Source organism: Shewanella abyssi (genome assembly GCF_023284025.1).
In the GTDB taxonomy this organism is placed as follows: Bacteria; Pseudomonadota; Gammaproteobacteria; order Enterobacterales; family Shewanellaceae; genus Shewanella; species Shewanella abyssi.
The window spans coordinates 48,847-60,889 of record NZ_JAKIKR010000027.1; the positions used below are offsets into that span (position 1 = coordinate 48,847).

Annotated in this window: 9 protein-coding genes; 5 read left to right on the forward strand and 4 right to left on the reverse strand. The window is 41.1% G+C overall.

The features are described 5' to 3' along the window. The first annotated feature begins 63 nt into the window (after positions 1-63). Positions 64-279: a hypothetical protein gene (locus tag L2755_RS12915; protein WP_248981103.1), complete on the forward strand. Its 216-nt coding sequence runs from the start codon at positions 64-66 to the stop codon at positions 277-279. Between the two features lie 69 nt (positions 280-348). Here L2755_RS12915 and L2755_RS12920 read toward each other — a convergent pair whose 3' ends face one another. The 3 genes from L2755_RS12920 to L2755_RS12930 all read right to left on the reverse strand — a co-directional run bounded on the left by L2755_RS12920 (position 349) and on the right by L2755_RS12930 (position 4,144). Further along, positions 349-948: a response regulator transcription factor gene (locus tag L2755_RS12920; protein ID WP_248981104.1), complete on the reverse strand. Its 600-nt coding sequence runs from the start codon at positions 946-948 to the stop codon at positions 349-351. Further along, positions 941-2,725 (reverse strand): sensor histidine kinase, encoded by a 1,785-nt coding sequence (locus L2755_RS12925; protein ID WP_248981105.1) that lies wholly within the window; start codon positions 2,723-2,725, stop codon positions 941-943. Before L2755_RS12925 ends, L2755_RS12920 begins: the two co-directional genes overlap by 8 nt. 234 nt (positions 2,726-2,959) lie before the next feature. Then, positions 2,960-4,144, reverse strand: a complete 1,185-nt coding sequence (locus L2755_RS12930; protein ID WP_248981106.1) for an FAD:protein FMN transferase — start codon at positions 4,142-4,144, stop codon at positions 2,960-2,962. 193 nt (positions 4,145-4,337) lie between these two features. On the opposite strand from L2755_RS12930, the gene L2755_RS12935 reads away from it, so the two are divergent. The 4 genes from L2755_RS12935 (at position 4,338) to L2755_RS12950 (ending at position 10,752) form a co-directional block, all read left to right on the forward strand. Next, positions 4,338-5,681 carry an FMN-binding protein gene (locus L2755_RS12935; protein ID WP_248981107.1) on the forward strand — a complete coding sequence of 448 codons (1,344 nt, stop codon included), beginning with the start codon at positions 4,338-4,340 and terminating at the stop codon, positions 5,679-5,681. An 84-nt stretch (positions 5,682-5,765) separates the two neighbouring features. After that, entirely contained in the window at positions 5,766-6,806 is a 1,041-nt protein-coding gene (locus L2755_RS12940; protein ID WP_248981108.1) for a porin, read from the forward strand. A 391-nt stretch (positions 6,807-7,197) separates the two neighbouring features. Then, positions 7,198-7,932, forward strand: coding sequence for an RluA family pseudouridine synthase (locus L2755_RS12945; RefSeq protein WP_248981109.1), 735 nt, complete (start codon positions 7,198-7,200; stop codon positions 7,930-7,932). Between the two features lie 240 nt (positions 7,933-8,172). After that, positions 8,173-10,752, forward strand: a complete 2,580-nt coding sequence (locus tag L2755_RS12950) for a M1 family metallopeptidase (protein ID WP_248981110.1) — start codon at positions 8,173-8,175, stop codon at positions 10,750-10,752. A gap of 52 nt (positions 10,753-10,804) precedes the next feature. On the opposite strand, the gene L2755_RS12955 is transcribed toward L2755_RS12950, so the two are convergent. Then, entirely contained in the window at positions 10,805-11,800 is a 996-nt protein-coding gene (locus L2755_RS12955; protein ID WP_248981112.1) for a tyrosine-type recombinase/integrase, read from the reverse strand. Positions 11,801-12,043: the final 243 nt, after the last annotated feature.

A 12,043-nucleotide genomic window follows, 5' to 3' on the forward strand; every position in this document is an offset into this window, starting at 1 on the left:
AGTTGAATCTAGGTTTATTTGGGTTAAGCTTAGTGATTCATAGCAAAGCCACGAGGATACAGAATGAGTTTAAGCAAATTAGTGACGAGACTTTTCTATCCAGTATGTGTGTATGCCATAACCATACACCTTGGCTGTTTAAACGCTTTGCCAACAGAGAAACCTGTCGCTTTGGCTAAGAGTCGCTATAGTGCGGGACTTGTATGCCAGGATAAAGGCTGGGAGTTTTGTGCCAGTTGGGCAAAGTCTAGACGCAGTCCTGGTAGTCTTATCGCCTAGCTATATCTGTACGCGCTGAGGTTGTTTCCTCGGCGCTAACCACGCGTCGATGCAATGTTGGCTACGTCTTTACGCGATACTTTTACCCATTAAGAATGCCAGTTCTGCGATATTGCTAACTTGCATTTTTTGCATCACTTTTTGTCGATGTAGCTCTAATGTTCTTTGGGCTATGTTTAGCTCTGCGGCAATCACTTTATTGAGTTTTCCTTCTAACACCTTATCCATCACCTCCAGCTCTCTGGCCGTAAGTGTTGCGAGTTTATTGAGCAACTCTTGCCGTGTAACCTTACGGTGCATGTTTTGCTCCGTTTGAACGCTCGCTTGCTCGAGTAGTGACGCCAGCTTGTCTCCATCAACGGGTTTCTCAAGAAAATCGAGAGCACCTTTTTGAATCGCTTGCACTGCCATGGCGATATTACCATGACCACTTAACATGATAACCGTGATCGGACTATCGGCTTCCGTCATGCGATTTAATAGCGCACTGCCATCCATTCCCGGCATTTGTACATCTAATATTGCGATAGCGGGCTGTTGAATATTGATGGATTTAAGAAAGCAGTCTGCTGACAAAAAAACTTTAGGTTGATAGCCCAACCCTTTTAGCATCCAGCTTAAAGAGTCCAATACAGCCTGATCATCGTCTACGAGATACAAATTATTCATTAAATGATCCCTTTGCAGGTAAACGTATCGTTATGGTTAAACCAGATGCACCATTGCTTGGGTATTCATCTGTATTATTGTTTGCCTTGATCTCACCATCGTGCTCTTCGATGATGCGTTTACAGATTATCATGCCAAGTCCTAATCCATTTTCTTTAGATGTTTCAAATGGAAAGAACAAGCGTTCCAAAGCTCTCTCACTTAGACCTGTACCATTATCTGTAAAGCTAACGAGTGCATACTGCTCTTGCTTACTCAGTGATATAGTTAGTTTAGGGGACTTTACGGTGTCGGTTGCATCGAGTGCGTTACGGATAATATTGACAAAAACTTGTTGTAAAAGACTAGGGTCAGCATTTACGTTAACTTGTTCAGAGTTGAACGTGGGCGTCATCTGCATGCGAGTAAACTCTGCTCCCATTAAGCACAGTGTATCCTCTAAGATCTGGTTTAAGCTGCAGTGGCTCATAACACTAGGCTGCTGGCAAAAATGTCGAAACCGCTTAATCGTTGATTGCGCTCTGTCGACCTGCAGTATCGCTTTTGACATAGCGTCTTTCAGATCCGCCTGCTCCTCAGATAAACGATAAATACAGCCTTGAGTTAAGTAACGGATCCCCGCTAATGGCTGATTCAATTCATGGGCTATCCCCGAGGCCATCTCTCCGGTTAATAATACCCGCTGAGCTTTGTAAAATTGTTTTGTTTGCTCTAATAAGGCTTGTTGAGTTTGAGTATGCAGTAGAGTCTCTGCTTTTAGATCCCGAGTACGCAAAACCACTAGCCGTTTTACCCGTAAATGATGGATATAACCGAGTAAAAGAATAATGGCCGCGACTATTGCCCAAGGCAGTGCCGTTTTAAAAATTGATGTCCAATTGGTCACAAAAGGCCACTGCTGTAACTGTTTTAGGAGTTTAAATACCTCGCTATCATTTACCGTTGCAGACCAGGAGTGATAACGTCCTTGAGTCGCTGCCTGATCAGAGGGTTGTATGGATAATAGTGATTGAATAACCTTAGTTGCTAGGTGGTAGTCTGTTTTCCCTAACTTAGAGAATGAATAGTAGGGATACAGTTTGCTCGAGCTTTGGCAGCGAAAACCGGGATTATTTTTGGTAAGAACAACATGTAAGCTGCTTGGATCTATACTCGCTGCACGAATAGCATTTTCAAATACACAGGTAGGTAAAATAGCGATATCGGCTTCGCCGCTCACGACCAATTTAAGTAATTTTTGTTGCGGAAAACCGACAAAGTTGAGCTGTTTAAAATGATTGAAAGGATTTAAGCCATTATGTGCCATCTCACCAGCAAAAATGAGAAAGCCGCCAAACGCCTGTTTATCGGTTGATACTGCCGTTAGGTCTTCTAAGTCATCAAAATTGGTTACTGCTTGACTGGACCGTGTAATGAGTGCTGAACCAACCGATTGCGTTGGATCATTATTCCCCAAAGGAACGAGCGTCAGTATACTGCTGGTTCCATAATCTTTTTTGTAGCTAACTCCGGTTAAGGCATTGGTAATTAAAAAATCTAATTTGCCTTGAGCTACATACCGATCTAGTTGATTCGGCGTTAAGGCTACCAATGTAAAAGGCCTATTTAAGTCTTGCGCCAATCTATCGATGGTGGGTTGCCAACGCTTCGCCACATAGTCAGGGTGGGCATATGCCAATACCCCAACTCGTACAGGATCAGCGCTACTAGCGTAACTACTGCATGAAAGGACGATACTAGCAAAAAGAGAGATTAGGAAAAGTCTGGTTAGCATCATTTAGTTCGACAAAAAATTATGTGAGTATTATGCCGCTATTATAGTGAAATGTAGCGATAAACGCTGCGGCTAGTAGAAGTTAATCACATTTTTGATTCTTCTGCGGAAAACCACTATATCACAAGCAAAAATATAAATTTATAATAACTGAGCAGGCTCGGAACATATAATAACCTTGAATAGTTTAATTTAGTTTAGTTTGGTTGTATATATTGGTGATTGTAGCGACTATTATCAATTGATAGTCAAAGAGTTTCGGTACAGTTTGAAATTATCAGTTTCGACTTTGTCTCCGTTATAATTTAGGAACCATACCGCTTCAATATCTTTATTATCATTAGCATAGGTTAGAGCTTCTTTCAATGGCATTAAAAAAAGTGTTGTAGAAATAATATCTGCATAGAGTTGATTGTTGTTCATGACTAAAGTAGTCGATATGCCCGTGCTTTTAGGGCGTAATGTCTTCGGGTTAATAAGATGGTGATATTCCTTACCTTTCACTCGATAATATCTTAAATAATTACCACTTGAAACAATGGCAATATCTTTCCCCGTGATGACCTCATGGTATTGACCCTCAAAACTCTGGCACTGTGCAAGAGAGTTACTGTACTTTTTGCATATTGGATTTTCCACTGCGGTAGAAAATTGTCTCCCTTGTGGATGGTACCCGTAATGTCTGATGTTTCCCCCAGCATTAATCATAAAGTTTTCAACACCGGCTGACTTTAGCTGCCGATAAACCATCTCTGCCATCCAACCTTTAGCTATTCCGCCAAGATCAATACTCATTCCCTGTTTCATCTGGATTGTATTGTTTATAGTATCCAGTAATATATCTTCTATATTAATCAAGTTATTAGCTTTATTTAGTTCAGCTCTTGTGGGAATGTCGCAGCGGTCTTGTTGTTTACGTTCCCCCTTACATTGGCCGCGATAGCTGCGCCAAATATCGATTACGGGTGAGAGGGCGATGTTAAAATATCCATTGGATTTGTCATGCCACTCGATACTGGCTTGTATGAGCTGAGTCAGCTTTGGGTCTATCTGATGCTTTTTATCAGGGCTGTTGTTGATACTTTTTATATTGGTTACATGAGGGTATGTACTATAGTTTGATGCTAAATAGTGGTACTCCTGAATCACATTTAGCGCACTGCAAAGAGCAGTGTCTATATTTTTATTATTCTCATCATAAATATCAATGCTAATTGAAGTGCCGAAATATTTGAGAGTGCTCAAATTAGTTACAATGTCATTATGGGTTATTATAGCGTTACCTTTGCACTGATAAGGTTTGCCTTGGGTATCGACTTTTATAACGTTGAAATCAGGCGCTACCGCTTGCTGCACTATTGTACCCGCATAGCTAGAGCTTGAAGAAATAAAAATGAATAACATTGGGATTGATACTTTCAAAATGTAGCCTGTTAACTATTTATTTTCACAATAGGTACCATAAAATCTACGTATGTTAAAATTTTTACTTTATATATGTTAACCCGGTCAAACAAATTAAAATGACTTAACTGTATTGCGGTTTTCCGCAATTGCGTGGAGTTTTAAAACTTATATTCTGGCCTCAATGAAATAACACTTGAAGGCTGACAGAATGAAAAGCTTAAACATATTCAATAAAACACTCGTAAGCAGTGCTGTATTATTCGCCACAATGACTCTAGCAGGGTGCAGTAGCACGATAGAGCAGGGGAAATACGCTGATGGTACCCACGATGTATCTGCAAAAGGTAAGAAAAGTTTAATTACCTTAACCGTAGAAGTTAAAAATGGTCATATCATTGATATTAAAACAAAGTCTCAAAAAGAAACTGAATCTCTCTACCTAAATGCTGAGCGTTTACTGCCAAAAATCGTCGCCAACAACGGCCATGAAGGGATTGATGCGGTATCTGGGGCGACTTATTCTTCAAACGGAATTTTAAAAGCGATTAATAACCTTCCTCGAGTAGACGGTAGTCAACCTGAGTATGTGGCTGTTGGCTCAAAAGAAGAATCAGCAGATGAAAACTTTAAACTTAAATGGTCTATTCAACCTAAATTAGGTTTATTGAAGGGTGATTATTATTTCCAAGAAGCGCGTTTTCGCCAAGGTCACATGGGTAGCGTAGCCATCGTCACCGATAGTCATAATGCTGATGATGTTATTTTTGCGGAGTTTAACGAAAGCGGTCGTCCAAATTACTACACTCGTCTTTACCAGGATGTACCTAAGCGTATGTCTGAATACAACTTTTCAATGGGTAAGAAGAAGGGCACCGCTTGGGTTCAGTCAGCTTTGACCATGGAAAAACTTATGGTAGAACAAGACAAGTTAACCTTCGATCTTAACCCTGACTTCGATCCTGGTTTACGCAATAAATTGAAAGAACCAAACCGTCTAAAGTATGCCGGAATTGATGTGGTTGCTGGTGCATCTAACAGTATTCAACAGTCCATGGTGCCGCTAACGGCTAAAATCCACGCTCAGATCAATGGTGAGGGCACCAACGAGCTGTTCTACCAATACGCTGAAAAGTTACTCAACACCAAAGGTCAATGGACTGGTGTGACAGCCATGTTGCGCCTTGTGGTCAATACCGACACTAAGCAAATTACTAAAGCACATTACGACGAAGTTTTTGCTGATGAGATAGTGCAGATTAAAGATGCCTCATTAAAGAAGTTCTACCGTCAGTCAAAATATGAATCGATTAACTATGTAGAACCCGCACGTATTGGTTTTAACGTCATGATAGATGCCTTAAATATTCATCTTCAGCAAGGTGAGTCTTTGTTCTTGATCGATGATCTACCAGCAACGGGTGACACGGGGAGTTACGCGGCAACAGGCTTTACCAAGCGTTCTGATTCTTGGGATATCTATCTGCATCAAGCTGAAATTTTGTATCAAGAGATGCGCAAAGACAATGTAATCAAAGAACACAAAACAGATTAATCCAACTCTTGGCAGCGACTCTTAACGGTCTCAGAGCTGGAGAGTCGTCTGCTTTTAAACATATTTAAATATTAAAAGAAGATGATGATGAAAACAGTAAAACTGACGTTACTTGCCGCTGCCGTTCTAGCTTCACCAAGCGTTATGGCCGATGCTTACAAGTTCTATGGCCGTATTGACTATTCGATTACAAACTCTGACAGTGGAAGTGCGACACACAGTGGTAAAAGCGGTACGATTTTAGAGAATCACTGGAGTCGGTTAGGCATTAAAGGTAATGCCGCACTCAATGATGATCTAACCGTGTTCTACCAAATCGAAGTCGGTGTAAATGGCGCTACGGAAGGTAAGCAAAACAATCCGTTTTCGGCTCGACCAACATTTTTAGGGATTAAGCATTCTGCATTAGGTCAATTTGCAGCTGGGCGAATGGACCCTGTTTTCAAAATGGCAAAAGGCTCAGCTGACGCCATGGATATGTATTCATTAAAGCATGATCGACTATTTGCTGGCGACAAGCGCTGGGGCGACTCTTTAGAATACAAAACGGTAAAATGGAATAAGTTGCAGCTTGGTGCCAGCTATATAATGGAAGACAATTATTATGCTGAAGATGATGTTCGCCGAGAAAATGGCAATTACCAAGTAGCACTAACCTTTGGTGACAAAAATTTTAGAAGTGGCAACCTATATTTGGCTGGCGCCTATACTGATGGTGTTGAAGACATTAAAGGCTTCCGCGCTGTCGTTCAATACAAGTATGACAACTTGATGCTTGGTTCTATCTACCAAAGTTCTGAACTGGTTAATCCAAACAAAGATAATTGGCAGCAGCGAGATGGTGATGGATTCATTGTTAGCGCCAAGTATAAAATTGATAAGCTAACGCTTAAGGCGCAATACGGTAGCGATGATTCTGGCACTGGTAAAATTGCCGGCAGAGTTTATGACGCGTTAGGCACGTCGGCAACAGAAGTGCCTGAGGTGTCTCAATGGGCCATCGGCGCAGAGTATCGTTTATCTAAAGCGACTCGTGTGCATACAGAATTAGGTCAGTTCGATGTTAAGCAGTATAGCGATTTTGACGATACCATTGTGAGTGTTGGTTTTAGAATCGATTTTTAACGCGTTTTAGCGTCGACAATAGAGTGCACAAGGAAGTGTACTCAGCGCTCGTTTTTCTCTGTTGTTTACCAACTTGTTTGTACTCTTCTACATTTCGCAAATAGCATACATAAAATAAAAAACCCTCCGTTGCTCAATATTTTTATGCACATTTCTGACTACTTACGCGCTAAGGTTAAAATATTCCCGGGGTTATATTTTGTAAATCGACAATTTATTCATTATTCCGCTTAAAAACGATACTGGCTAGATCACGGTGCTTAACCGCTATAAATTCACGCTACAGTGATTTATATTGAGTGAATTTATAAGACGCTTTCATCATTACACGCTCGTTGATCTCGATTAACTGCTGTATCATTACCGCTCTTTCACACTATAAGAATATGATATGGCGCACGCGGCAGATGACTTTATCGCACCTCAATGTTTTGAAGATATTTCAATACTCTATCAGGATGCTGATATATTACTCATCAATAAACCCTCAGGGCTTTTATCTTTGTCGGGCAAACACCCAGCAAATCTAGACTCGGTGCACTACCGCCTAGTAAAAGAGTTTCCAGGTTGCTCTTTAGTACATCGTCTCGATCTTGGCACATCTGGGATTATGGTGGTGGCGAAAAGCAAAGCGATTAACGCGATCATCAGTAAGCAATTTAGTCAGCGAAGCGTGCTTAAAAGGTATACCGCCTTATTACTGGGTGAGTTACCAAATGACACTGGTGAAATATCCTTGCCCATAGCGAAGGATAAGCCCAACTTTCCGCTGATGAAAATTTGTGAAATAGAGGGCAAGCCGGCAGTTTCAACATATCGAGTTTTATCTCGAGAAGATTATGTTAGCACTGCTAGCGACAATGTTGCTGATACAGCAAATACACAAATACCGAGTACACGGATCCATGCGGTTACTAGAGTTGAGCTAACACCCCAGACCGGTCGTACTCATCAATTGCGGATCCATAGTCAGCAGATAGGTCACCCCATTATCGGCTGCGATCTTTACGGCTCACGTCATTCACACCAGATAGCTCCCCGATTAATGCTGCATGCCACACGGTTAGAGTTTGATCATCCCGTCACTGGAACTCGGGTTCTCGGCTTTAGCCCATGCCCTTTTTGACAATAACGCCGTCGTCTTTTAACTGACACTGATGGTTTACGCTCCTTGCGTGCCTTTATGCTCATAGCGGTACCTCTAGGAAAGTCAGCAAGGTAATGAATTGTTACAACAAGATGGCTTTTCTGCAATGTTTCACCTCCCTCAACTGTTAAAGTTTTGTTATCTTATAGCGGCAAAGGACTGTAGATAACATCCAGTCTCGATCCGTTTAAATTGGAATAGTAGATAACAGGAAATCATATGTATCGATTAGTTACGGCTTCTATAGTCACGCTTACATGTGCAACTAGTTTTAATGTAGTCGCCAATGAGTATGTTTTGAGTAAAGTTGCCAAGCCTATAACACAAAGCGTTAAGCTAAATTTGGACCCTGCAAAAGATAGTTTTTCAGGCAGCACTTCAATTAATATTGTAGTCACTGAAGCGACTAAACAGTTACAGCTCAATGGCTTGGAATATACGACTAGCAATATAGTGTTGGATGGTGCTAAAGATTGCCAGCTGAAAGCGACAATGCAAACAACCGGTGTGGTGTTGTTTGATTGTGAGCACACCATAGACCCTGGTAAATACACCTTATCGATGGACTTTTCTGCGCCCTATAATAGACAGTCGGTCGGTTTGTATAAAACTATTGATGCTGGTCAACCTTATCTATTTACTCAATTTGAAATGAGTGATGCACGTCGTGCCTTCCCAAGCTTTGACGAGCCTGGATATAAGATCCCATTTCAAGTGACCATTACCGCACCAAGCACGGAAAAGGTGTACAGCAATACCCCTGAACTATCAGTTAGCGATGATAATGGAGCGACTACCCATGTCTTCAAACAAACCAAGCCACTGCCATCATATTTGGTTGCTTTCGCTGTAGGACAATTTGAAGAGATAGAAGTTAAAGGGATGAAAGTTCCTGGTCGAGTGATTACCACCAAAGGTAAAATTGAACTAGCGCAATATGCCGCCAAGAAAATGCCTGAAGTGCTATCGGCGTTAGAAGACTATTTTGGTGTTGACTATCCTTATGAGAAGTTAGATACCATTGCCGTGCCTGAATTCCCTTTTGGCGCTATGGAGAATGCCGGTTTAGTCACTTATAGAGAGGATATTCTGTTAGTCGATGAGAAAACAGCGAGTCAGAATAGCAAAGAGCACGCCGTATCTATCATTGCCCATGAGTTAGCCCACCAATGGTACGGTAACTTAGTGACTATGCAGTGGTGGAATGATCTGTGGTTAAATGAAGCATTTGCAAGTTGGATGGCATCAAAAATCACCCATCAACTTCATCCAGAATTTGAATCAGACCTGTCTCTTTCAAAAAACTATGTGATGGCGATGGATGCCAGAGTGTCGACCAAACCTATTCGTAAACCGATTAAGACTGAAGCCGATATCATGGACGGTTTAGGTTTAGCCTACAGTAAAGGTGAAGCTGTACTTGATATGGTTGAAAACTATATCGGTGAAGATGAGTTTAAGGCTGGAATTCGCCAATATATTAAGGACAATGCATTTAAAAATACCCAAGCGGATGACTTGTGGGGCGCACTTTCTAAAGCCTCAGGCAAAGATGTCGGCGCCGTTTTGAGTACCTTCATTGAGCAGTCTTCTTACCCACTGGTTAAGGTAACATTAGCCGGCAAGAAGTTAACACTTAACCAAAGTCGATTCGTGACAGCTGGGACAAAAGCCGACGATCAATCTTGGACTGTGCCTGTATCGATAAAATATGGCAAAGGTCAGCAGGTTTCACAGCAGACTGTTTTGTTAAGCCAGGATAGCCAAACAATAGAACTTGAATATGCACCAGAATGGATCTATCCAGATTCTGACGCCATGGGCTATTATCGTTGGTTGCTGGATGAAACTGAGATGGCGGCATTGTTACAAAATGCTAAAGTCCATTTATCTGCACGAGAGCGTAAAGCACTGATCTCATCAGCTGATGCGTTACTGGATGCAGGTTTTGTGTCGGGTGGTGAACTGCTTAATATTTTGGGTGAGTTTATTAATGATCAACATCCAGAAATAGTCTCTACTGCACTCGGTTATTTGCAATCACAAAAACGTACTTTCATCGATGAGAGCAATCAACAGCAATGGGCTAAGTTTATTGCTAAGCGTGCTAGTAGTGCGATACACAAGTATGGTGTAACAGCAAAGCCAGCTGAGAGTGCAGCCATTAGTAAGTTACGTCCAACCTTGATTAACTTATTGGCATTTGAAGCCAAAGATAAAACGATTATTGCGACGGCAACTAAAGAAGCGAAATCTTATATTTTAGGTAATAATGAAGTTGATCCTTATCTAATTGGAACTTACCTTACTATTGCCGTTTATTACGGTGATGCTAAGTTGTTATCGCAAGTTAAGAGTGAGTTCGAGACAACTAAAGATCCGAAGAAACGGACTCGTTTAATGTATGCGCTAGGTTATGCACCTACTGACAAGTTACAAACTGAGGTGTTAGCCTATACATTAACAGATAAGATTAATGCCCCTGATTTGAGATATGTCTTGTCTGGTCAAACTTACACTGACGAGCGCCAGCAAAGGTTCAGAGATTGGGTTTATGCAAATTACGACAAGATAAAAGAGAAACTTCCTCCATTTGCTGTCGCGAGTATTCCATATTACACCGGCAGTGGTTGTGATATGGCGGCACTGGAAACCACAGAGCAGTTTTTCAAGCCAAAATTGGAGCAAACTCCAGAGTACGCACGTACTTTAGCCAAACTGGACGAGAGTGTACGCAACTGTGTTAGTTTGAAAAAGCGAGAGCAGGCCAGCGTGGAACAATATCTCAATAAATTATAATGAGATATTAATAACGAAAAGGGCAGGCTAATAGCTTGCCCTTTTATTTAGTTTAGTCATTTGGTTTTAAATAGTGATTTAATGAGCGGGGGTCTGTATGTCCAGTACGGCCCATAATGTATAAATGATCTTTTTTATTTTCATGTAGTTGCGTTACACATCCGCTACGTAAACTGTGGGCGCCATAGTACTGAGGATCTAAACCGGCTTTATTGCAATAGCGTTTTATCAACTGATAAATATCATCACCCCGTAAAAATCCTTTACCCAAGTTAGTGTCAGTAACTTGGTAATCTCTTATTTGATGACCATCACGGGTTAACGATCTAAATAAGTGTCCCTCTTTAATACCTGCAGCAGACAACCACTCTTTAATTGCATCAAATGCAGAGAAGGGTTCCTCTTTAGGCAGTACTTTCCATTCCCTTTGCCCTTGCTGGTTACTTTTAGAGTAGGGCAGCCTAACTTTAAGTTTTTCTCGTAAAAAGCTTAAATGATTAACTTTAATATTAGCGAGTTCCGAACGTCTAAAACCTCCCTGAAAACCAAGTTGAATAATCGCCTTGTCACGTTTTCGGGTGAGATTTTGCTTTCGTTCATCAATGGATCGTATTAATAATTCAAGTTCATCGTACATGATGGGCTGTTGATCATAATCTGAAACCATGCGGTTTTGATTACGCATAAGACCACGCATCACTCTAATGACCAAAGGGTGATCCGTTGGCGATGGTGTTGCCGATTGAATATGAAAAAAACGTATCGCGGCTAATCGACTATTGATTGTTTGTGTAGAAAGCTGGTGGCCATTGTTAGCTTGATAAATATCTTTTTGATGACCGATAAAAGATATTACACTTCTCGGATCTGCAGGTAATGAACTCAAGCCGTGAGTTGCACAGTAGGCGCTAAAAATGGCAAAACTAGAACGGTAAACCCGTCTGGTATTATCCGAAATTTCATAACGAGTTTCTTTAGCTGCACTTTCAAAATCATTGAGAATAGAAAGAGGCAGCTCACTTTCTTGATAAAAACCGTCTTCTGACATTGTTTTTACAGTATTAGGAGTAATAGGGCTAATACGCTTTTCACTCATCAGATGATGTTTCCTCGATAGGCACTGTGAATTTGAGAAGTTGAAAGACTTTCTTAAGCCACTATTTTAGCCATTTAGCGCTACCTCTACCAGTGATAATGACGATTATCACTGGTAGAGGTAGCGCTAAATGGCTAAAATAGTGGCTTAAGAAAGTCTTTCAACTTCTCAAATTCACAGTGCCTATCGAGGAAA

Coding starts and splice junctions, on each gene's coding strand:
- L2755_RS12915 (WP_248981103.1), top strand. CDS start 64: ATGAGTTTAAGCAAATTAGTGACGAGACTTTTCTATCCAGTATGTGTG.
- L2755_RS12920 (WP_248981104.1), bottom strand. CDS start 948: ATGAATAATTTGTATCTCGTAGACGATGATCAGGCTGTATTGGACTCT.
- L2755_RS12925 (WP_248981105.1), bottom strand. CDS start 2,725: ATGATGCTAACCAGACTTTTCCTAATCTCTCTTTTTGCTAGTATCGTC.
- L2755_RS12935 (WP_248981107.1), top strand. CDS start 4,338: ATGAAAAGCTTAAACATATTCAATAAAACACTCGTAAGCAGTGCTGTA.
- L2755_RS12940 (WP_248981108.1), top strand. CDS start 5,766: ATGATGAAAACAGTAAAACTGACGTTACTTGCCGCTGCCGTTCTAGCT.
- L2755_RS12945 (WP_248981109.1), top strand. CDS start 7,198: ATGGCGCACGCGGCAGATGACTTTATCGCACCTCAATGTTTTGAAGAT.
- L2755_RS12950 (WP_248981110.1), top strand. CDS start 8,173: ATGTATCGATTAGTTACGGCTTCTATAGTCACGCTTACATGTGCAACT.
- L2755_RS12955 (WP_248981112.1), bottom strand. CDS start 11,800: ATGTCAGAAGACGGTTTTTATCAAGAAAGTGAGCTGCCTCTTTCTATT.